Genomic DNA, 22,065 nt, shown 5'->3' on the forward strand with positions numbered 1-22,065 from the left:
TCTAATATTGACATCACAAGAACATAATTATTGATTTGCTCAATTGTACTACGTCCTTTTTCATTACTATTTTTAAATACAAATGAATCTATAATTTTTCACCACTTGGAAATTTCTTTATCACTTCAACCTTTCTTTTCCAAACATTATAGTGATAGTACTCATTAATGCTGGCATCAACGATATATTTATCATTCTTTGCAATCTTATTCTCTGCTTCGATCCATTCTGGCCATACTGGTACAGTACAGGTCTTCATTCCAATGATTCGTCCTATCATCAATAAAGGTACACGTAGACCAATCCAACTTACAAGATGCCACAACCGTCCACCATAATTACGCATATTCACTCGATAACGGCTAAATGCGGGACTTTCTTTCTTACCATCTATATCATTACAAAACGTCACTCGTGCCATGAGCTCGGTTTCGTTGTATTCCATATCCTCTTTATATTCCGGATATAAAAGCTCCGGACCTATATTCATATACGTGGTGATCATTCTAAATTGCGCTTCCACCAAAAACTCTCTCGGAACTGGTGCACCAATCCCGGCAATATGCTGAATTAAACCTTGTTCATCAACAATCGCTGCTCGCAACTCATAACTTGCTGACATATCATCCCAACGAGCGGAGCCTTCTTTAGTAATATAAAACAGTACCTTCTCCCAATCTTCTGTATGGAACTCACCATATTGATCCATAAAATAGACTTTACGATTTTTGCGGTTAAAGCGAATGGGATAGTGGGTATAGCGATAGTTATCATGATTAAAGCCGAAACATAAAGGAATTAGAAAAAAGAAAAAAGAAAAAAGAAAAAAGAAAATTTAACAAAAATATGCCATAAGCCATAATACCCTTCAAATATCATTCTAATGGTATCAATAGATATATATCCAATCCAAAAAAACCAGGACAAGAAACAATAACCCATTATCATATTGCCAAAACCACGAGTCGCATAACTTGGATCACTCATCTCCAGATAAGTATTATTCATCTTAATGATGGAAAAATAATTCCAACGATCTTGAACCAATCCTGAGTTATGACCATTCTGATTCAAAAATTTCGTCGCTCCTAGCTCTTCTTTAGGAATATTTACACCATATGAATGAGCACGCCTTCCAAAAGAAATAATCTTTTCCATTATTTTTACTTTTAAGCTCATCAAATTATTACTCAACTAATTAAAGATTTCTTGATACTTTTTCATTTGCTGTTCAAATGTGGCAAATGGTGCGATCAGATTATTGGGTTGTCGTTGTCCTAATAACGAGGCATTAAGCCATGATAGAACCTCTTCTTGACGCGCCTTGGATGCCGACCAAAATACAAACTTATAAAGGTTCACCATTTGGAAATTTCTTTATCACTTCAACCTTTCTTTTCCAAACATTATAGTGATAGTACTCATTAATGCTGGCATCAACGATATATTTATCATTCTTTGCAATCTTATTCTCTGCTTCAATCCATTCTGGCCATACAGGTACGGTACAGGTCTTCATTCCAATGATTCGTCCTATCATCAATAAAGGTACACGTAGACCAATCCAACTTACAAGATGCCACAACCGTCCACCATAATTACGCATATTCACTCGATAACGGCTAAATGCGGGACTTTCTTTCTTACCATCTATATCATTACAAAACGTCACTCGTGCCATGAGCTCGGTTTCATTGTATTCCATATCCTCTTTATATTCCGGATATAAAAGCTCCGGACCTATATTCATATACGTAGTAATCATTCTAAATTGCGCTTCGACCAAAAACTCTTTCGGGACTGGTGCACCAATCCCGGCAATATGCTGAATTAAACCTTGTTCATCAACAATCGCTGCTCGCAACTCATAACTTGCTGACATATCATCCCAGCGTTCAGAACCCTCTTTAGTAATATAAAATAGTACCTTTTCCCAGCTTTCACTATAAAACTGACCACCTTTATCCATAAAATAGACTTTACGATTTTTGCGATTAAAACGAATGGGATAGTGAGTGTAATGATAGTTATCGAAACTAAAGCCGAGGCATAAAGGGGCTAGCACAAAGAACAAAGAACAAAGAATACTAGCATATAAAAACCCCGTAATAACTCTACTTCCGTAAATCGAATAACTAAGAATGGACTCCCAAAAGAAATATGCTATAAATGAGGCCCAAACTAATAAACAATAGGCTATTAACATATTGCCAAAACCACGAGTCGCATAACTTGGATCACTCATCTCCAGATAAGTATTATTCATCTTAATAACAGAGAAATAATTCCAGCGATCTTGATCCAGTCCTGAATTATACCCATTTTGATTTAGAAATTTCGTTGCAAATAAATCTTCTCTTTTAACTTTAGTTATATATTGCCCACTATTAATACGATTATTGATATTAATTAGTTGCCTTATTAATCGTGCCTTTAAGTTCATGTTTCTAATATCCAATTAGCTAAAAATTTCTTTATATTTATCCATTTGATGTTCAAATGTGGCAAATGGTGCGATCAGATTATTAGGTAATCGTTGTCCTAATAATGAGGCATTTAACCATGCTAGCACCTCTTCTTGACGTACTTTGGATGCCGACCAAAACAATAGTGCAATCCCTGCTACAATCATTGCAGTTGCAACATTACGAGTACCTTTACCAATTAACCCTTTTTTTGCAAAAGTCCATACCACCGGACCTGAAAATAATAAAATATTACCCGTAAAATAAGCACTCCCTACTAAAACATTTTGCCCGATCATTATTTTAAATCCCCTTGCAATATCTGCCCAAGTAGTCATCGCCCCAGTCACAATAACGACAAACTTCGCTATAGGCGAAGACTTAAATATATATTCCAAAAGTTTATTCGGGGTAAACACCAATCCCCGCATAGCATAACTTTTCGCTGCATTGGCTGCGGTAATACTATAAACACCACCTGCCATAGAATAGGTCATTGCGATCGCAGTACCAGTGAACTTACTAATCATTTCTGCATTTTTCAGACGCATCATGTCACGATAGGCCGAGCCAATAAATAATCCCTGAAATATTCCACCAGCAATATCTGAGAATCCTGCAATTGAACTTTTCCCTAACTCTTTAACATTTAATAAACTTGTTTCAAATTGACTCACAAATTGATGTGCTACTGTTGAATTACTGCCTCGGATATTTAAATTGGATATGTCATGAATAGCAAAAGTCACAGTAATCCGTTGATCGCCTAATGCTGCTGCCTGATTTTGCATCTGTGCCACAGCACTGTTCGGTTGACTTGCTGTTGCTGAATCAAGTGCTTTTGTTAGGTTCTCAGCTGTTCGTTTGGGTCCAGCAGCTGTCGTCAAACCTAACTGCAATTCAGTCATCGCAATATTAAACTGGCTTGCTAATCCAGTCCAAGTATATGCACGTCTGACTGTACGAGGATCACCAGCTTCTAGCCAGCCATTGAGCAATGTATACTCTCGTCTAAATCCAGTGCTCAACAAACCTGTGACTTTAGAAAATGCCGGACTGATCGCAACCAGCAAATGCCCCATATAATCAAATAATACCTCTAACTGCGGTTTTGGTAATTCAAGTAGGTAGTTACGCATTGCATCAACCAAACTTGGCAAATTAATATCCGATCTTTGCAACGTAAGGCTTTCAAATTTGGCTCTGATTTTCGGATTATTGACCACCAAAGCATTACCCACAAAATTCTCAGGCTTGAACTCCTGTTTAAGATAATTATCATTCACAAAATTTATCAGTTCTTCACTAACTGAAATCCCTTGCAAAATGATGGTAGAAACAGTGAGATAAGATAACTGACTAAATACATCATTCTCATCAAAATGATATGTAAATACATTTTTAAATTCTGTCGTTTGTAATATCTGCTTATACCATTCTTCAATTGGTTGGGCATCTTGCTTAATTTCTGTTTCTTTAGTTTTAGCGACATTAAGATTCGTTTCAAAGAGAGATAAATTTATTGTAGGACTATATTTTGCCCAAGCAGAATTTTCAATTTGTTTCACCTCATTTGCAGTGGGGTAAAGACGATCTAAACCTAAAATTTTATCTTTATTTTGTTGATAAATATGAGGTGCTGTGGCTGCAATAACAGATGCAGAAATTGTATTATTTCCAACATTTTGAAAAGCATCTTGTCTTCGGTCTGCTAAGTCAGCCATTATAGCTTGATTTTTAATTTGTGTACGCATTGTTTCAATATGAACTGCCGTACGTTCTAAATCACTAAAATATTTATCATCATTTAATGCATTTGTATAAAAATTTGCGATATAGCCACCAATATCCATGGCTAAACCAGTCGGATCATCCAATGTCACGACCATTCCCATAAAAGCGCGTTTTTTAATGGGATTACTTTCCAACTCTACCTTTTTGCTTTCTGAAAGATGAGCAACACGAGCATTTAATAGTTGCTCTTTTTGCTCAGTCTCACTATCTTCATTTTTAATATATAATAGACCATCAACTTCAGTTAAACCTATAATATCCCGTTTTTGCTGAAATTGTGGTGTAATCGTTACACTTTGGGAAAACCGCTCATCATTATCTACAACGTCTTGTTTTCTTTTAAACCATCCCCAAAAGCCAGCTTGTTTTTTCTTTTCGCCACCAAATGATTCCTCTATCATCTCGATGGCGTTATAGCCTCCTAACAAAGGAGGAATATTTTGACAACTCTGACCATTTAACCAAGCTTTAGCATCAATTCTTTTCATAATATCTAAATGATTTGAAATATTTGCCCGTACTTGCTCCGTCCATTTAACTGTGGAATAACACAAATAAATATTAGTCAATTCTTCTATGTGCGGAATTGTAATAGTACGTGATACTTGGCGATGCCCATAATTATTGCAAGGTTCAGTATCAGGGTGGGTATTAGGTTTAGTGTTTAATAATTTTTTTAAATAACCTTGTGAACTCACTATATATTCTTCTAATTGATTAGAATGCTCTAAATAAACATACAGATATCCCAACCGCATAAATGATTGTGCAAAGCCATAACCAGCCGGGGCATTAATTTCATTTATAGAATTAAGGTAACTATAAGAACTTTTAGATGCTTTAACAGTTATTGTTTCCAATGTAGGAGGAGATGAAGTACCTTCAGAGGTAGATCCTTCTTGTTCATTATTATCGCTTGACTGCTCAAAAGAAGTCGTTTCTTGATTTTTTTCATCTATTATTTCTGATAAAACCATTTGTTTTTCAAAAGAAAAGTCCACCATTTCCGCATACAATGCATCTATTTCATGATTAACTTCATCTAATGTAATCTGATAATCATCTGAAGAAGTGGGTATTGCTACATAACGAATTGGCATAATTACCAACCCATCATCACGACGACAAAAATCACATGGTGTTCGACTAAGACTCATATATCACCCTATTCTTTAAATTCATATCTGATACATTTAATTGTTGAAAAACTTTCTCCCAATTTTGGATATCAAGTGCTTTACTGGCCTGATCGTAGCCCTCATCACTTGCAAGCAAACTTAACACCTGATCTAGCTGTAAATAATTCACTCCTAATAGTTGCATATGAAAAAGTAAAGCAACTATGTCAAACTGGGTAATCTGTTGATTACTTTTTTGCTGAATACGCTGTAAATTCGTATAGGCTGTCTTACAAACTTGAGCAAAAAAACCAAGCTCTAAATCTTTTATATTTAACTTATTAACCAGGCGATTCGCATAACTTATCGGCATAAAATCAATATTTTCTAATATTTTGCTTACCTTTTGTAAATTTATTTTGGCTGCTTCTCTATAGGTAACCAACTTGAAACTATATAAATTCAGATCATGGTATAAACTCATACACTCAAATGGGGAAAAAACTAAATTTAATAAATCGATCTGATCATCATACCAATTCAATTGTAGGATTACTCTTGGATCATATAACCTTCTTAAATAAAATTTTTCTGACTTTTTATAATAAAATAAAGTATGAAAATACTTTTTTAAATCAAAGTTTTTATCCTCTGCTATCTCTTGTTTCAAAGTAAATAAAATACTTAATAAAGGCTGTTGATAATATTTTATAAAAGACTGATGTTCACTATACAGCTCTTGCCGCATTTCATTATCAAGCTTGGTTAAATCAATAAGTACAGGATAAATATTTTCTTCTAGAATACTAAATTCTGGTGCTAATGAAATTTTTACTTCTTCATATCCATTTAATACACCCACCAAAGCTTGGTCAATAATTGCATATTGATAAGTTTCTATATCTAAATTCTTTTCTAATGGAATAATATGCATGGCCTAACCTATTTCTACCTCTGCATCACCCTGACTGGCAGCACCAGCCATCCGTAATTGACACGAACTAAGCTGTGGAACACCTTTAACCACTTGCTGTCCTTCTAGCAACTTATGGTTAGACGCCTTCACCTCAAAATTACCCGCAGTTGTAATAAATACTCCTTCTGCATTAATTTTGATTTGTGCACCATTCGCAGATAGATTAATTTCTGTAGGACTAGTGATTTCAATTTGATCTTCTGTAGAAATAATCTCAACATTTTGCCTTGCAATCGCCTCTAGTTTCCCATCCTGCGCCTGAATCTCAACCTTATCCTGACCCGAAAATAACCTCGCACCACCCTGTTGCGTAAACAAACTTATGCCCGAATAACTACTGGCAAATAAGCGTCCTCCTACGGCCAGACTTACATCCTCTCCACTACTCAACGCAATCTGTTCTTCAGATGTCAGATGTATACTTTGACCTGCAGCAATTCCAACACCCGAGGGTGTGCCAATCACGACATGCGCACTAGACAATTCTTTATAATCACCCTCTCCAGTCTTGCCTTCTATCTCTTCTACTTGTGCTTTCAACTCTGTTTGTGCTGTCGATTCTATCGTACGATCATCTGCCTTTTGTCGTATCGCTACTTCTGTCTGCGCCTTGTGTTGCTCAACCGCACTGTGTAACTGACCTGTGATTGCTGCTATATCCTTTACATAGCTCTCTGCATCACGCTTGCCATAGCTGGTCAATATCAAGCCCTTCTCTGCCCGAACGACGCCATGCCCATCCGTTCTTAACTCAAAGCCTTCTCCACGGTAATCCATTCGACCACTCACATCAGCTATACGCGTGATATAACCCAGATTCAATTCACTGGCTTGGTGGTCACTTCTCAAATGAACCTGTACCTGTTCCGGCGTATCGTCCATCACCAACTGGTTGCCTTGCTGGCCGTCCAGTTCTTTTGATTTAATTCCCGATAATGCTTTTTGACTCGGCAACTCCCATAATGGCATTTGTTCAGGATTCGTCAGTCGTCCCGCGACAAACGGCATGTCCGGATCACCATTAAAAAAATCTACGATCACTTCCTGACCAATCCTTGGCAGATGGATCGTCCCGTAATTGTTGCCTGCCCAGCCAGTCGATACTCTTAACCAGCAAGTGTTAATACCTTGCTCTGCTTCCTGTCCATAACGATCCCAGTGGAATTTCACTTTCACCCGACCATACTGATCGGTATAGATTTCTTCTCCTTCCGGACCCACTACTGTAGCCGTCTGCGGGCGTCCATAGGGTTTCTCAAAGGTTCTATCTGGTCGAAGGGTCTGGTCCTCCGGCTGCACTAGAAACTCTACCTGTGCATCATAAAACTGGTTATCAGCCTTTTCTTCACTAATATCTCTTATCAGGGTTTGTGTCCCTAACACTAGCCAACCACGATTACTGGCCGTATTCGGGTGATTATTCAATGTGAATTTATACCCGGTTTGCAAGCCTTTTAAGCGTCCTTTCCCTCGTGCTCGATAACCCTGTTGATAATGGCTTTCTGATAATGTCGTTGCTTTGATCTGTCCGGCTTCACCATCGACAAAGTCACCTTGTTGCCATTCATATATTTCCTGTTCCGCATGACGATGTTCCCACAGATATTGCGAACTTGCTGTCTGCACCAGTTGTGGCTGTTTAAACTGGTAATCACTTAAGCTTACTATGCCGCTCACCAGTTGCTGGGCAGGTTCAAACTGTTCGATATATTCGGCCTGTTCCGGAAAACGCTGATTCGGTGGATAGATACTCAATTGCCGATAGCCTTTGGCTTCCATCTCTTTGTAAGCTGCATTATGGTCGGATAACACTAAGGTCAGGTGATTACGGCTATGCTCAAAATGATAGTTGATACCATGTTCCTGCATTAACCTAACGATAAAGTCATAATCCGTTTCACCATACTGTACCTGAAAATCCAGGGCTGCATAGTCCGTATGACAACGATAATCAACTGGATACGGATAACGCTGTAATACTTCTTCGATAATATGCAGCACATTTTTATTTTGATAGATTTTATAATCTGTGCGTTTAGTCAGTAACCATAGCCAGGGTACCAGAATGATTTTATACAAGGCATGGCGGTTGCGCACTGATAATGCTTCCACCCGATTGACCAAGCCCCGATAATATCTGGTTCCGCTCAGTTGATTCTGACTCGTTTGTTCGGTAGTCGCTTGTAAATTACCGCCCAATCCATTTAACAATGGAATGAGTCCGTCCAGTCGCATTTGTATGCCGACTTCTGTGCCTATCAGACTTTGTAAATTGAGATGTGAGGCTGGACTTCCGCCTGTCGCTGCTTCCTGCGGTGATACATAACCTTCTAGTCCCCGATATCCATGTGCCGGATTAAGGTATTGATCGCGTACTTTAACAATCAGTTGATATTCAAATAATGCATTGATCTTTTCATGGCCGGACAAGGCGTCAAACCAAAAGTAAGGTGTGCCATAATCACTTTCTGGTAAGGCTGTGCCGTATAGTTGGATTTGATGGTGCATTTTATATATGAAATTGATTTTAAAAATCAAAGAATAATGGATTCCCAAAAAAATGTTTGTTGTAGATTTTTTAAAATAATTGTAATTACAATTAATACAAAGAATAAATTTTTACAGTTAAAGTCCCCCCACATTTTAGCTGTTCTACTGATAATTTTCCTTCTATTTTGACCATAAAGTTTACTGAATGACAACTCTCATCATATAAACAAAGAAAAAATAATGTTGGCACCTAAATGACTTGCACACATCAATTTATGCTACCTTATCCCCAACATAGATTGGGAATCCCTTGAATCATGGCTGTACATTTTCTTCATACTTCAGACTGGCATTTGGGACAATTATTTTATAATTATTCCCGCCATTATGAACATGAACAATTTCTGGCATGGCTACTCAAACAAATCAAACAGAAACAGCCGCATGCCCTACTCATTGCCGGTGATATTTTTGATGTGATTAATCCCAGTTCGCAAGCACAAAAACAACTTTACCAGTTTTTGGCCGATGCTCACGCACTTGCACCGCATATGCAAACTCTAATGATCGCAGGCAACCATGATTCCGGTTATCGTATCGAACAGGTCGAACCCTTACTAGAAAAGTTTAATACCAAAGCAGTCGGTATTATTCACTGGAATGCAGATAAAACACTGAATACCGAACGCCTGATTTTACCCATTTATGATGCCTCTGAAAAAATTGTGGCGTGGTGTGTCGCACTGCCCTTTTTACGTCCTGCGGAAATTACCGGCTTTAATGAGCATACCAGTGACAATCAATCTGCGATTGAATATGTCCATCAAAGCTTGATTGCCGAAGCACAACGCCGTAAAACCCCTGAGCAAGCCCTGATTGTCATGTCACATGCCCATATGCAGGGCGGTGAAGAATCCGATTCAGAACGTCGGATTGTGATTGGCAATCAGGAAGCTCTACCGACGGATTTGTTTACCGATGCAATTGACTATGTGGCGCTGGGGCATTTACATAAGCCACAAAAAGTACAGCATGCGCATATTCGCTATAGTGGTTCGCCGATTCCCTTATCATTTAGCGAGATCAATTATCAGCATCAAGTGATTGAAGCATGGATTCATCCGACATTAAACGAACAGCGCTTTCGTTACGAGGTATTGGCAATTCCACGCTCGATACAATTGCATCGAATCAGTGGTGAACTTGAACAGGTGATGCAACAGCTTAAAGCACTACCACAAGGCGAGATTAACGACAGTGAACAGCGCGAATATGTTGATGTGGAATATCATAGCACTACGCCACCGCCACTGGATCTAAGACAACAGATTGAACTTGCTTTGCCAGCAAACCGCTACCGTTTATTACGAATTTGCCGTAAACATACCTCACAACATGCGGATGACGCACAGCACTCTAAAATCGACTTGGCCCCGCCAACACCGGAACAGCTTTTTTCAACACTTTGGGATAAAATGGGCTTTGAACATGATGATGTTGTTGAACACGATTTTTTAACCTTATTACACGATGCAGAACAATTACAACAGCAACAAAAAACTGGACTTTAGGAATAGCTGATGAAAATTTTACGTTTACAGCTATGCAATCTGGCCTCCTTATCCGGTGAACAAGAGATTAATTTTGAAGCAGAACCTTTGGCCCATGCCGGTTTAATTGCTATTACCGGGAAAACAGGCGCCGGTAAATCCACCTTACTGGATGCGATGTGTCTGGCACTATTTGATCAGATTCCACGATTAAATGGGGCTGTCGGCACATTACTCGATGCCAGTGGACAAGGTATTTCGGTTAAGGATTCCAAACATATTTTGCGCCGCGGGGCGACCCAAGGTTTTGCCGAAGTTGAATTTTTGGCACTGGATCAAAAACGCTATATCGCACGCTGGGAAATTCGACGAGCTAGAAATAAACTGGACGGTAATTTAAAACTGGATCGTGCCATTCGCTGTGTTGAAGATGGTCGGGTACTCACGCAAAAACTTTCCGAATGCACGCCTACCGTACAAAAACTAATTGGTCTAAGTTTTGAGCAATTTACCCGTGCAGTGTTATTGGCACAATCGGAAGTTGGGGCGTTTTTAAAAGCCAAGGATCAGGATCGTGCAGATTTGCTGGAATATCTGACCAATTCCAATATTTTTAGTTTGGTCAGTCAATTATCATTTCAAAAAACCAAACAGTTTAAAGATGAACTCGATAATTTGAAAAAAGTTCTGGGGCACATCGAACTCTTATCCAGCGAACAAATTCACGCCTTGGAACAGGAAAAAAGCCATTACTCTGTACAAATTCAGCAAAAACAACTCGAACAAAAACAACTCGAACAGGCAGAACACTGGTTTAAACGGCACAACGAATTAAACAGCAAAATTGCCGAAAAACAGACGCAATTACAGCACTGTCAAAATCAGCAAAGCCAAATCAATATCGAAAAAGAGTTGCTTAGACATTTAGAGGAATTTGCAGAAATTCGTGCAACTTTACTAGAACTTGATAAGGCAATTCAGCAAAAAACGCATTTCACCCAGCAATTACAGCAAAGTCAGCAGCATTTTCAACAGATCAAGCTGCAATATGACACCGCACAGCAGCAACATCAAAACAGCGAACAGCAATTAAAACTGCATAAACAAAAGGTCATTGACTTACAACCTGCCTTGCAACAAGCGCTGGATTATGATGCCGAGCGTTTACGCATTGGAAAGAACTATAAAGAGAAAAAACAGGATATTGAAGATAATCAAAGACAACTGTCATTACAACAACAGCAATTAGAAAATATCAGCAAACAATTACAACAAGTACAACAGCAACAACAACATACCCTGCAACAACTGCAAAACAGTGAAGACATTGCTGCATTTGCCGAAGAACCTAAAGCCAGTTTGGAAAAGATTGATCTTTTTCTGCGGCAGTATCAGCAATTACAACAACACACGGCTCAAAGTCAGGATCAGTTCAAGCTGCAAGATTTTGCAGCAAAACAACAGGCATTAAATGTACAGATTCAACAGCATGAGCAGCAGTTTGGCACCTTGGATCAAATTGAACAGGCCGCTGCCAACCAGCAAACACAATGGCAGAATGTACAACAGCAACAACATGCAGCCAATGCCTTTGCTCGTAGTTTGAATAACTGTCTGGAGCTTTCCAAACAATCCCATACACTAGATTCGCAAATTAAAACCTTGCAAAGCACGCAAACGGAATTACTACAACAACAGCAACTATCAGAACAGCACTATCAACAGGCAGACCAACATGTGCAGCAGGTACAACAGCTTCTGGCAGAGCAACGCCTGTTACAGGCTAAACATATTGAAAACCTACGCGCTTCGCTGCAACAAAATCAACCCTGTATGGTGTGTGGTAGTTCGCAACACCCTTTTGTTGAACATGCCGAAACCTTGCAACAAGCATTATCTCAAATTCACAGTGAACAGGAACAACAGGCAATTGATAGCAGGAATCATGCCTTGCAACAACTGGAGCAAATCAAACAACAAGTGATTGAATGCCAGTCCCATTTAAAGCATCAGCAACAACGTAATGGTGAATTATCAACACAATTACAGCACGCTACCAAACAACTGCACGCAGATTTTGCTGCAACGGGTTTTCAACTGGATTTACAGCAAACTTTTGAAGTTTTACAGCAACAATTTAGTCAAGCAAACCATCAGTTAAAACTGCAATTAGAACAACAGCAGCAACAGCTACAACATTGGCAACAGATCTTGCGTACGGCTAAAGCCTTACAGCAGCAAAAACAACAGCAACAACAAATTGCCGAGCAAATCGAACGCTATCAACAAGCAGCACAAGCCATCTTAACCCAGCTCAATGCATCATGGCTGGATCGATGGCAACAACAACCCGAACCAACTGCACGACAGCTACAACAGGCCATTATGCAACGGGTCAAACAACGACACACTGCCGAACAACAAGGTCAGCAACTGGATCAATTAAATACTCAACTCCAGCCAGTACGAGATAAATTAAACTGGTTACAGGATCAGGCGCAATCCTTGCACAATCAGTTAGCAGAGATTTCCAGACAAGGTCAAGCCAATACCGATCTACTGATGGCACATCTTGCCAAGTACAGTGACCAAAATAGCGAACAGCCCTTTAAATCAGGTAAGGAATGGCAAGAAAACCTATTCATCCATACACAAACGCTTGAGCAACACTGTGAACAATCCAAACAACAATTTATGCAGGTTGAACAGCGCTATCAGCAGCAGCAAACCCAACTGGCACAGCTCAAGAGTCAGCTTGAAATCTGGCAAAAACAGCTTGAGGAATGTGAATCAGCCAAAACTCGGTGGTTCACTCAGCACCCTCATTTTGATCAGGCCTTGCAACAGCACTGTCTAAAACAGACCCCGCAGGATATACAAACCAGTCGGCAACGGATTCAACAATTTGAACGTGAACTTACCGAAATACAATCAACGCTTGAGCTATATCAACAAGAGTTAAGTGACCATCTTAAAACTCAGCCGGAAATTGCCATTGCAGATGTACAACAACAAATGCAACAACTTGATCAGGTCATACAGGATTTAATGGTACAACGCGATGAAATCAATGCCAAGTTGATGAGTAATGCCGAACGTGCCAAAGAACAACAACAATATCAACAACAAATCACTGCCTTACAGCAACAAGTAAATCGCTGGGGCAAAATTTCCGAACTGATTGGCAGTAAGGAAGGCACCAAGTTTCAGCGTATTGCACAGGAACATCATCTCGATATTCTGGTGGAATATGCCAATCAACAACTGGAACCGCTTGCGCCACGCTATCAATTACAACGGATTCCCGACAGTCTAGGGCTGGCAATTATCGACCATGATATGAATGCCGAAGTACGCCCTGTACTCTCCCTCTCAGGAGGAGAAACCTTTTTAGTGTCGCTGGCGCTGGCGCTGGCCATTGCCAATATGGCCTCAGGTTCGATGAAACTGGAATCGCTGTTTATTGATGAAGGCTTTGGTACACTCGACCCGACCTCATTGCATATTGTCATGGATGCGCTGGATCGCTTACAAAGTCAGGGCCGTAAAGTGGTGCTGATTTCTCATGTGCAGGAAATGCACGAACGGATTCCGGTACAAATTCAGGTCAAAGCTGTCGGCTCGGGTGCCAGTCAAATTGAAGTGGTAGGCTAATTCCATGTCTGGTCATGATCAAGCATTGCCCAGACAGTTTAGTCTACAGCTTGATAGCTTACGTGGCCTAAGTGCGATTATTGTGCTGTTTAGTCATTGTTTTCAGGCTTTTATCGGTCCACTGGATTTGAGTCTTTATTCATTGGTGCGTCTGCTGGGTCAGGCTGCGGTCATGATGTTTTTTGTGTTAAGTGGTTATTTAATCGGTCATTCTATTCAAAAAAATATCTATCTTCATCAACAGTTTAAATTAAAATCTTATCTCCGTCAGCGCTGTAAACGTATTTTACCACCGTTTATTTTTGCCCTATTGCTGGTGACGGTTTTGTATCATCTTGCCCCTGATTTTTTTTATTCCGGAACGCATAAAATTCTCCCACAACAAGGCATGATGGTACGGGAAAACTTTGCCATCGACCCTACCGAACTGATTGGTTCTGTGCTCTTTCTCAACGGATTTTTGACAAACACGCTATCTGCCAATGCACCGCTTTGGAGTTTAAGCTATGAAGTATGGTTCTACGTGCTTGCAGCCTGTCTTGCCTTGTATCATCGCATTGGTGCAATACTACTATTTATCGGTTTAATCAGTATTTTTTCATTCTTAAATCTACAATTTTTCCTGTATTTTTGTGTATGGTTACTGGCCTTTGCCTTTTCTTTTCCTGCGGTTTATCAAAGCCTAAACCTTGATCTGTTACAACCGCTTAAAATCAGCTTTTTCAGTCTTGCAGCATTGATTGCTATTTTTGATTTTTATCAATTTCATATGATTGAACATACGCTTGTCTACCGCGCCGATAATTTTAGCTCTTTTAATGTCTGTGTTGGCATTGCCCTGAGTTGCTGGTTATTACAATTACGTTTAAATATCAAACGTATTAAACCAATTTTCGCTCATGCTGCCAGTTATTCCTATACCCTATATGTCACACATTTTCCAATTTTGCTGTTTATCCTTGGCTGTAGCGCATACCTCTCCTTTCAACATATCTTGATGGCCATGCTATTTCTTATCCTTAGTATGTTGTTCTGTATTGGATTTGCCTATGTCACATCTAAATTTTTGGAACCACAAAGAACACGTCGTAAGGAAGAAAAAAGCACATAAGAACAACAGAATAATCTGACGTCTGGCATCATTATTGCCACATAATCAACACATAAATTGATGAGTATTGAATAAATGATAAAAGTAGCAATCGACTGTCAATTAACCTATAAAGTAACCGAAAATACAGAATTTGTTTTTGAAATTGAAGTGGCGCACCACCCTTGGCAAACCATACTGAATGAAACCTTAGATATTCATCCAAAGGGTAATATTCGACATTTTGATCGTGATCATAACCTGAATCGCCTGATTAGAATCACAGCACAGCAAGGTCAATTGGCCCTCAACTATAAAGCAGAAGTCGAACTACATATTCCGCCACGAGATCAAACATTGGTAGAAAACGAAATTGTTAATTTACCTTCAGATACCTTGTTTTATCTAGCCCCAAGTCGCTTTTGTGAGTCGGATTTAATTGCCGGGATGTCGAAGCGAACTTTTGGCGAAATTTCCAAAGGTTACCATCGTGTTCAAGCAATCTGTGACTGGATTTATGAAAACGTGATTTATGAATCCGGCTCCTCGGACAATACCACCACAGCACGAGATATTCTGGTCAACCGTGCTGGTGTGTGCCGCGATTTCGCCCATCTTGGTATTGCCATTTGCCGTTCACTGAATATTCCTGCCCGTTTTGTTTTTGGTTATATGCCCTTTTACACGGCACAACCCGATTTTCATGCCATTTTTGAAGCTTATCTGGGCGATCAATGGGTTCTATTTGATGCCACAAAAATGGGACCGATTGATCAATTTGTTCGGGTTGGTACAGGTTTGGATGCCAAAGATGTGCCATTTTCAACGTTTTATGGTGCAGTTGAATTAATTGATATTCAACCGCAAATCCACCAACTGATTCAATAATACATTCAAGCGGAAGATGAGGGTCGATAGCCACTCACTGCATCACCAGCATCTTTTTTAAGCTGAATACAATCGATTAATGAAAATAATGAAAATAGCGCCACGATAATAAATGCCCAGTGAAAGTCCTGAAGCGTAGATTGCTGATGTCCTTGTGCATACATCAATCCCCGCAAAATCAATGCTGCCAATGCCACGCCCATCCCCATACTGATCTGAAAGAACATACTGAATAAAGTCGACGCATGACTTTTATCACTGACCTGAATATCGGCAAAACTGATGGAATTGTAACAGGTAAACTGCATTGAACGACTTAAACCATTGATAAACATCAATAGCAGCATCACACTCCATGGGGTATCGGGACTAAATAACGCACAACTGGCAATGGTGATTGCGCCAATGATGCCATTGACCAATAAAACCTTTTTAAAGCCAAAACGACGCATGATTTGTGTGGTAAACGGTTTCATCACCAGATTACCGGCAAACACCGCCAACACTAACAACCCGGCATCAAAGGCAGATAAACCAAATGCAATCTGAAACATCAACGGCAATAAAAACGGAATGGTGCTAATCGCAATACGAAAAATTGAACCGCCCCAGATACTCACCGAAAATGTTTTTTGTTTCATGGCATTAAAACTCAACAACGGTGCTGTTTTATGCTGCATATAACGAATGGCTATCACAAACAAAACCAACCCGACAAAAGCCAGTAACAGGCTACTCTGGAAATGTGCAGGGTTTTGTCCGATAGTTTCCATACCATACATCACACTGGCACAGGCACCCGCCAGAAGGATAAAACCAAGATAATCAAATGCAGCGATATTGTCCTGTTTAAAGTTATCCACCAGTTTTAAACTCGCCAGAATGCCCAATATTCCCAAAGGAACATTTAGATAAAAAATCCATTCCCATGCAAAATGAGTAACGATAAATCCGCCCAGCGGCGGCCCTAGAACCGGTGCAACCAAACCCGGCCAAGTAATATAGGCAATCACCTTGACCAAATCTTTCTTGGGTGCCGAACGCAATACCACCAAGCGACCGACCGGCACCATCATGGCACCGCCAATACCTTGTAAAATTCGCGCCAGAATAAAACATTCAAGATTTGGACTCAGACCACACAAAATCGATGCAAAGGTGAAGATCGCAATGGCAGCAATAAAAATGGTCTGCGCACCAAACCGATCTGCCATCCAGCCACTAATGGGAATAAAAATTGCCACAGCAATTAAGTACGCACTGATCCCGATATTCAGATCAATCGCCGAAACCTGAAAGCTTTGTGCAATGGCAGGCAATGCCGTAGTGATAATGGTGGCGTCCAGATTTTCCATAAAGAAAGTTGCGGCAACCAGAAATGCCATCCATTTGATTTTCTCGTCTGACAAAACAATGATCCCTCTGTTCTGATCTTAAAACTATTCTAAAAAAACTATTGATAATCCCGTGCACCAAACAAATCCGTACAATGGTCGCACCTGCGGCAATCGCTGCATCCAGATCACCTGACATGCCCATAAGTGACTAGCTACTTATTTTTACCTTGCACTGCGTTTAAAGCATAGGGAACATAACACAGCAAAAAAACTTATTCACCCTATATAACGTCCCTTGCGCAACGGCAAAGCTTTAATCGCTTTGCTTATCGTTGCTCAGGATTGTAATAGCGGTGATATATAGATTTAAATTTGCAAAGTAACTCTTAGAAAACATCATTCCGTATTGCCCAAACAACTAAAACCAGTAGAAATGTTGCTACTCCACCTAATCCACTTGCCGCAAATAATATATCCATAGCATTTGAATTAGGTGCAAATTTTCCATCACTAAAAAATTGAATATATCTTCCATCAAAAGAATAGCCAATAGAAATCGAAAGCCAAACCAATATGAAAACTCCAAAAAAACATAACGGTGCAAGATATCTTAGTTTCCAACCAGCCCTAACAATTAAATAACTAATCATTAGCAGTGAAACAAAGTAAATCAAATGCTCTAAAATAGACATACATATCCTTTTAATACGAGTTTTGCATGATGAGCCGATTCATATTTTGCTGAACCTCCCTTGTGATATTAACATCTGGGGTAGCTGTAATCACAATAGGAGCTAAGCAGCATAGTTCTCTAACAAATTGTGTACTCTGCTGATATTGTATAAACTGTTGATTCAACATTTGTTGATTCAATTGCTGGTTTAACTGCTGCATCGACTGTTGGCTATTATTACTATTAAGCATTAGATTTGTAGAGGTTTTACCAGTAAGCATATTTCCAGTAATTACCACTCCTGCTGGAGTTGTAAACTCCCTAACTTTATTCGTTGCTGTGTTACTTGCCAAGCTAGCAATCTTTTGTCCAGTAGAAGCACTCGCTGGAAGCACGGTTTTAGCAATATGAACATCTGCTGCTAAAAATGCAGCCTTGCCAATCCCACCAAATGCTGCACCGACTACTGCTTGCTGACCAAATTCAGTGAATGAAAATGTATTGGCAAAATTATTCCATGTGCCACTAATCAAACTTTGATTATTTTTTCTTGCATCAAAATATGCCTTTATACCAGTTTTACCAATATATAAGCCACCACCAATACCTGCACCTCCCCCCATAGCAACTAGGATTGGGCTTTCACCAGTCATATCCACATACATAACTGGGCTATTTAAGGCATAGGCATATGGATTCAATCCACCCTCAAGTCCCACTTCTTGCACTTCGTTTAAAGCAATGCTTTAAACTCGTTCAGGATCAGCTTCCATATAACGTCCCTTGCGCAACGGCAAAGCTTTAATCACTTTGCTTATCGTTGCTCAGGATTGTAATAACGGTTATGGTTATAGTACAAACCACTTTGCCCATCAAACAATTGTCCCGGAAAACGTAAATGGATATTTACCCGACCTACAGGCTGTGTCACACCATATATTTCTCAATTTCAATCACAATATTCCCTTTTTAGTAAATCATAGATAAGATGATTTACTAAATTTAATAATCTAATGCTTTTGTCTTTTATCATACCAACCAAAGATTAACATTGTAATAAACATTGACCATAAATACGGACTAGAAAAATAATATCTCAAATCTTCTTGAATAGGAAAAAATGTAGACAAAAGTACCATTAATATCCAAAAAACACTAAAAAAAATAGCCCAGCTAATTTGTAAAAAAAAATAAATAATATTACTATTTATTTTTTTTCTATTTAGATATCTATCAAATATAATAAAAAAAATATCACTTAAAAACCAAGATATCCATATCGTCAACACACCATAAATCATACCAAATAAAATCAAAATTAAACTATTTTCCATCATTATTTATGTATCCTTTATAACTCTACCACGTTCCGGCTTGTTTACTAATTTCAAGATGTAATCCTGGGTAGTTTCCTGTCCAAAATGTAGGATCAGTTTTAGGATTACCTATCTGAAAAGAATTATATTGATTATAATTAAGTTCATTTTGCCCTAGCTGAGTATTCATTTTATTGATACTATCATCAGCTATTCGTGTTCCTAGACCACCTATATCCGCTGAAACCATAGCTCCACCAAAATTTGAAAATAAACTATTTTTACTTGAAACTGCTCTAATTTCAGCGAGATTATTTACTCGTATAGCTTCTTTACTTGAAATAAATGGTGATCGACTATCCAATGGGATAAACCTTGATTTTGGTATTGCACCCGCTATGCCTCCTCCTAACCCACCTAATACAGCACTTGCAATATAACCATTCACAGTCAATGCTTTATTATTAGCCAACTGGGTAACACCATATTGTGTAGCACTTGCGATACTTCCTGTAACTACCGCTCCTATCGCTGTTGATGCTGTCCATGGGGATACTGCTCCTGCTACAGCACCCACACTGGCTGCAATTCCAACGTTTTTCCAATTAAAGTTTTGTGTCCCATTTATAGCAAGTTGTGATCCTATAGAAGCTGCCCCTCCCATAACTCCACCGATGGCACCTGTTATCACAGGAATAGGAATTGCTCCAGTAGGATCAACATTCATTACAGGATTATTCCCTGCATCTTGCACTTCGCTTAAAACAGTGCTTTGAAGCTCGCTCAGGATTGGGTTCCATATATCTGCCCAGTTCAGGGTTGTAGTAACGGTGATGGTTACAGTACTGCTTAGTCAACTCATCTTTACAATTTCTTATTTCTACCGAATAGTATCAACAATGTAAAAAACATTGCTAACACACTTGAACCTGAAAAATACTCCCACAAACTATCATTAATAGGAAAGATCGCTGAAATCATAGAAATTAATGTAAATATTGTAAAAAAGACTAGGATACAAAGAAAAATTCCAATAATTTTTAAAGTGTACATTTTTTGAATTCGGTTGGCATATTTATTAACCAACCGAAAGGTTTGTCGTGCAGCAAAAAATGCACCAAGAATATTGATCATTCCATAAACCACACCTAATCCCATCAAAAATAGCTTATCTTCAAACAATTTATATGTCCTCATACATTTAACTAATAATTGGGCTTGTGAGAACAAGATTATCCTATTATTTCCAAGAGTTCATATATTGATTCACATTATTCTGAAACTCTCTGCTAATATTTGTTTCAGCAGTAACTACTATCGGGGGGAGTTGATGTACAATTGGTAGACGATAGGCATATTTATCATATTGATTCTGCAATAATTGTTGATTTAACTGAAAATTCATAGAATTCATTCCTAAAGGATCACTAGAAATAACAGCCCCACCAACATTACCTATTCCAATAAATTTATTACTATTATTCAGAAAATAATTCCAATCTACCGAACGATTTGCCCTAGCGGCTTCAGTAGGTGAAATGAATTGTGATGGAGCAAATCTAATTGGTGCTTTTTGAATAGCTCCAGAAAATTTGCCACCAACTGCACCTATCGCTGTTGATGCTGTCCATGGGGATACCGCTCTGGCACTCTCCTTTTTTCTAGGGATACTATTTGGGGAGTAGTTTATCACTTATTAATATTATTCAGTTTTCCTGATCTACTTCTCAGAACCAGACAAAACTATCCACCACAAATTAATTCATGTTTAACATTTATAGATTGTTTCTTCATCCAAGTATTCAATCCTAAAGATATTAATTTATTTTGACTAATTTCATTTACTATATATGGCGGTTTTAATTCCTTTTTATAATTAATCATATAATATTTTAATTTCCAGTAATCTTTCGGATATTTCATAAAATCCATTCTTCCTTCACACTGTTTATTATACTGATCCAGTGGAATTATTAATTGTTGTGTTGAACAGACTGTAGTTTCGTTATCTATCGCTTCACAGCTTAATACAGTATTATATCGATTATCTTTGATTTGTATAATATATTCTTTATTTTTTGAATTCAATACTAACCATTGTTCAATAGAATTTGAATAAGATAAAGATTTATAACATAATTTTCCTTCCATAAAGCATCCCCAGCCTAATTTTGCTTTCCAGTCATTTTTACATGCAATTAAAATAAAAGGTAATAAGAGTAAAAATAAATACTTTTTTTTCATTACATTATTTCCTTGGTGGAATTGGACAGTTTAAGCAATATAGTTGATTAAAGAGGAAGAATATCGCAAAGTCCAAAACTAACTTTCATGCTTTACTTGCAAGGTACCGATCAAAAAATCTGTAACTAAAAAAATTACGTTAAATACTACATTCCAATTGATCTACTTTTCAAAAAAAGGGATAACCAATACCCAAATATGGAATACAGACAATCCTAAAATTGTTAACCATCTTGCAAACACATCAAACTTGTTACTTTGCTCATTTATCGGTTCAAGGTAAGGGTACATACCATTACACCATGTATCAATACATATATAGAGATTTAAAGTAGTTAGAAAAACCATAGCAATGCTCAATACACCAAACCAAATTTGCAGCCCTACACCAAAGATGGTAATTGCTAATATCACAGTAATTACCCATTTCTTATATTCCTTAAGTATTAAAAGATACAAATCTTTCATAA

The 22,065-nt window shown here is 38.5% G+C and carries 21 protein-coding genes; 4 read left to right on the top strand and 17 right to left on the bottom strand.

The window, feature by feature from the left end; translation table 11 throughout:
* Positions 1-88: 88 nt before the first annotated feature.
* Genes CAP51_RS01225 through CAP51_RS01250 form a run of 7 tightly spaced genes read right to left on the bottom strand, consistent with a single transcriptional unit; the run spans position 89 to position 8,861 of the window.
* A complete protein-coding gene (locus CAP51_RS01225; protein WP_342744242.1) occupies positions 89-835 on the bottom strand; it encodes a DUF6708 domain-containing protein in 747 nt (248 codons plus the stop codon).
* On the bottom strand, positions 799-1,179 hold the full coding sequence (locus CAP51_RS01230) for a hypothetical protein (protein ID WP_087618914.1): 381 nt from the start codon (positions 1,177-1,179) through the stop codon (positions 799-801). Before CAP51_RS01230 ends, CAP51_RS01225 begins: the two co-directional genes overlap by 37 nt.
* 15 nt (positions 1,180-1,194) lie before the next feature.
* Complete coding sequence (locus CAP51_RS17265; RefSeq protein WP_171294699.1) at positions 1,195-1,365, bottom strand: hypothetical protein; 171 nt, start codon at positions 1,363-1,365, stop codon at positions 1,195-1,197.
* Positions 1,349-2,443 carry a DUF6708 domain-containing protein gene (locus CAP51_RS01235; RefSeq protein WP_087618915.1) on the bottom strand — a complete coding sequence of 365 codons (1,095 nt, stop codon included), beginning with the start codon at positions 2,441-2,443 and terminating at the stop codon, positions 1,349-1,351. Before CAP51_RS01235 ends, CAP51_RS17265 begins: the two co-directional genes overlap by 17 nt.
* 15 nt (positions 2,444-2,458) lie before the next feature.
* Positions 2,459-5,416, bottom strand: coding sequence for a T6SS effector BTH_I2691 family protein (locus tag CAP51_RS01240; protein ID WP_087618916.1), 2,958 nt, complete (start codon positions 5,414-5,416; stop codon positions 2,459-2,461).
* Positions 5,406-6,311 (bottom strand): hypothetical protein, encoded by a 906-nt coding sequence (locus CAP51_RS01245; protein ID WP_087618917.1) that lies wholly within the window; start codon positions 6,309-6,311, stop codon positions 5,406-5,408. The genes CAP51_RS01240 and CAP51_RS01245 overlap by 11 nt, the downstream gene beginning before the upstream one ends.
* Before the next feature lie 3 nt (positions 6,312-6,314).
* Positions 6,315-8,861, bottom strand: a complete 2,547-nt coding sequence (locus CAP51_RS01250; protein WP_087618918.1) for a type VI secretion system Vgr family protein — start codon at positions 8,859-8,861, stop codon at positions 6,315-6,317.
* Positions 8,862-9,160: 299 nt separating this feature from the next.
* Between CAP51_RS01250 and CAP51_RS01260 the strand changes: the two genes are divergently transcribed.
* From CAP51_RS01260 to CAP51_RS01275, 4 genes are all read left to right on the top strand, one after another.
* Positions 9,161-10,414, top strand: a complete 1,254-nt coding sequence (locus CAP51_RS01260; RefSeq protein WP_087618920.1) for an exonuclease SbcCD subunit D — start codon at positions 9,161-9,163, stop codon at positions 10,412-10,414.
* A gap of 9 nt (positions 10,415-10,423) precedes the next feature.
* Positions 10,424-14,047 carry an AAA family ATPase gene (locus CAP51_RS01265; RefSeq protein WP_087618921.1) on the top strand — a complete coding sequence of 1,208 codons (3,624 nt, stop codon included), beginning with the start codon at positions 10,424-10,426 and terminating at the stop codon, positions 14,045-14,047.
* Between the two features lie 4 nt (positions 14,048-14,051).
* Complete coding sequence (locus tag CAP51_RS01270) at positions 14,052-15,158, top strand: acyltransferase family protein (protein WP_087618922.1); 1,107 nt, start codon at positions 14,052-14,054, stop codon at positions 15,156-15,158.
* Between the two features lie 75 nt (positions 15,159-15,233).
* Complete coding sequence (locus CAP51_RS01275; protein ID WP_087618923.1) at positions 15,234-16,025, top strand: transglutaminase-like domain-containing protein; 792 nt, start codon at positions 15,234-15,236, stop codon at positions 16,023-16,025.
* Positions 16,026-16,030: 5 nt separating this feature from the next.
* Here CAP51_RS01275 and CAP51_RS01280 read toward each other — a convergent pair whose 3' ends face one another.
* The 10 genes from CAP51_RS01280 to CAP51_RS01320 all read right to left on the bottom strand — a co-directional run bounded on the left by CAP51_RS01280 (position 16,031) and on the right by CAP51_RS01320 (position 22,063).
* Positions 16,031-17,434: a DHA2 family efflux MFS transporter permease subunit gene (locus CAP51_RS01280; RefSeq protein ID WP_245809048.1), complete on the bottom strand. Its 1,404-nt coding sequence runs from the start codon at positions 17,432-17,434 to the stop codon at positions 16,031-16,033.
* A 314-nt stretch (positions 17,435-17,748) separates the two neighbouring features.
* Positions 17,749-18,054, bottom strand: coding sequence for a hypothetical protein (locus CAP51_RS01285; protein WP_087618925.1), 306 nt, complete (start codon positions 18,052-18,054; stop codon positions 17,749-17,751).
* A 10-nt stretch (positions 18,055-18,064) separates the two neighbouring features.
* A complete protein-coding gene (locus CAP51_RS17395; RefSeq protein ID WP_213062666.1) occupies positions 18,065-18,763 on the bottom strand; it encodes an RHS repeat-associated core domain-containing protein in 699 nt (232 codons plus the stop codon).
* Between the two features lie 86 nt (positions 18,764-18,849).
* A complete protein-coding gene (locus CAP51_RS17575) occupies positions 18,850-18,966 on the bottom strand; it encodes an RHS repeat-associated core domain-containing protein (RefSeq protein WP_171294701.1) in 117 nt (38 codons plus the stop codon).
* 79 nt (positions 18,967-19,045) lie between these two features.
* Entirely contained in the window at positions 19,046-19,372 is a 327-nt protein-coding gene (locus CAP51_RS01295) for a hypothetical protein (protein WP_087618926.1), read from the bottom strand.
* Between the two features lie 22 nt (positions 19,373-19,394).
* Positions 19,395-20,078, bottom strand: coding sequence for a hypothetical protein (locus CAP51_RS01300; RefSeq protein ID WP_087618927.1), 684 nt, complete (start codon positions 20,076-20,078; stop codon positions 19,395-19,397).
* 137 nt (positions 20,079-20,215) lie between these two features.
* On the bottom strand, positions 20,216-20,533 hold the full coding sequence (locus tag CAP51_RS01305; RefSeq protein WP_140404383.1) for a hypothetical protein: 318 nt from the start codon (positions 20,531-20,533) through the stop codon (positions 20,216-20,218).
* 58 nt (positions 20,534-20,591) lie between these two features.
* Complete coding sequence (locus CAP51_RS01310; protein ID WP_087618929.1) at positions 20,592-21,044, bottom strand: hypothetical protein; 453 nt, start codon at positions 21,042-21,044, stop codon at positions 20,592-20,594.
* Positions 21,045-21,094: 50 nt separating this feature from the next.
* Complete coding sequence (locus tag CAP51_RS01315; protein ID WP_087618930.1) at positions 21,095-21,595, bottom strand: hypothetical protein; 501 nt, start codon at positions 21,593-21,595, stop codon at positions 21,095-21,097.
* A 162-nt stretch (positions 21,596-21,757) separates the two neighbouring features.
* Positions 21,758-22,063 (bottom strand): hypothetical protein, encoded by a 306-nt coding sequence (locus tag CAP51_RS01320; RefSeq protein WP_140404384.1) that lies wholly within the window; start codon positions 22,061-22,063, stop codon positions 21,758-21,760.
* Positions 22,064-22,065 lie beyond the last annotated feature (2 nt).

Source organism: Acinetobacter populi, assembly GCF_002174125.1.
GTDB classification, from domain to species: domain Bacteria; phylum Pseudomonadota; class Gammaproteobacteria; order Pseudomonadales; family Moraxellaceae; genus Acinetobacter; species Acinetobacter populi.

Coding starts and splice junctions, on each gene's coding strand:
- CAP51_RS01230 (WP_087618914.1), bottom strand. CDS start 1,179: ATGAGCTTAAAAGTAAAAATAATGGAAAAGATTATTTCTTTTGGAAGG.
- CAP51_RS17265 (WP_171294699.1), bottom strand. CDS start 1,365: ATGGTGAACCTTTATAAGTTTGTATTTTGGTCGGCATCCAAGGCGCGT.
- CAP51_RS01235 (WP_087618915.1), bottom strand. CDS start 2,443: ATGAACTTAAAGGCACGATTAATAAGGCAACTAATTAATATCAATAAT.
- CAP51_RS01240 (WP_087618916.1), bottom strand. CDS start 5,416: ATGAGTCTTAGTCGAACACCATGTGATTTTTGTCGTCGTGATGATGGG.
- CAP51_RS01245 (WP_087618917.1), bottom strand. CDS start 6,311: ATGCATATTATTCCATTAGAAAAGAATTTAGATATAGAAACTTATCAA.
- CAP51_RS01250 (WP_087618918.1), bottom strand. CDS start 8,861: ATGCACCATCAAATCCAACTATACGGCACAGCCTTACCAGAAAGTGAT.
- CAP51_RS01260 (WP_087618920.1), top strand. CDS start 9,161: ATGGCTGTACATTTTCTTCATACTTCAGACTGGCATTTGGGACAATTA.
- CAP51_RS01265 (WP_087618921.1), top strand. CDS start 10,424: ATGAAAATTTTACGTTTACAGCTATGCAATCTGGCCTCCTTATCCGGT.
- CAP51_RS01270 (WP_087618922.1), top strand. CDS start 14,052: ATGTCTGGTCATGATCAAGCATTGCCCAGACAGTTTAGTCTACAGCTT.
- CAP51_RS01275 (WP_087618923.1), top strand. CDS start 15,234: ATGATAAAAGTAGCAATCGACTGTCAATTAACCTATAAAGTAACCGAA.
- CAP51_RS01285 (WP_087618925.1), bottom strand. CDS start 18,054: ATGTCTATTTTAGAGCATTTGATTTACTTTGTTTCACTGCTAATGATT.
- CAP51_RS01295 (WP_087618926.1), bottom strand. CDS start 19,372: ATGATGGAAAATAGTTTAATTTTGATTTTATTTGGTATGATTTATGGT.
- CAP51_RS01300 (WP_087618927.1), bottom strand. CDS start 20,078: ATGAATGTTGATCCTACTGGAGCAATTCCTATTCCTGTGATAACAGGT.
- CAP51_RS01315 (WP_087618930.1), bottom strand. CDS start 21,595: ATGAAAAAAAAGTATTTATTTTTACTCTTATTACCTTTTATTTTAATT.
- CAP51_RS01320 (WP_140404384.1), bottom strand. CDS start 22,063: ATGAAAGATTTGTATCTTTTAATACTTAAGGAATATAAGAAATGGGTA.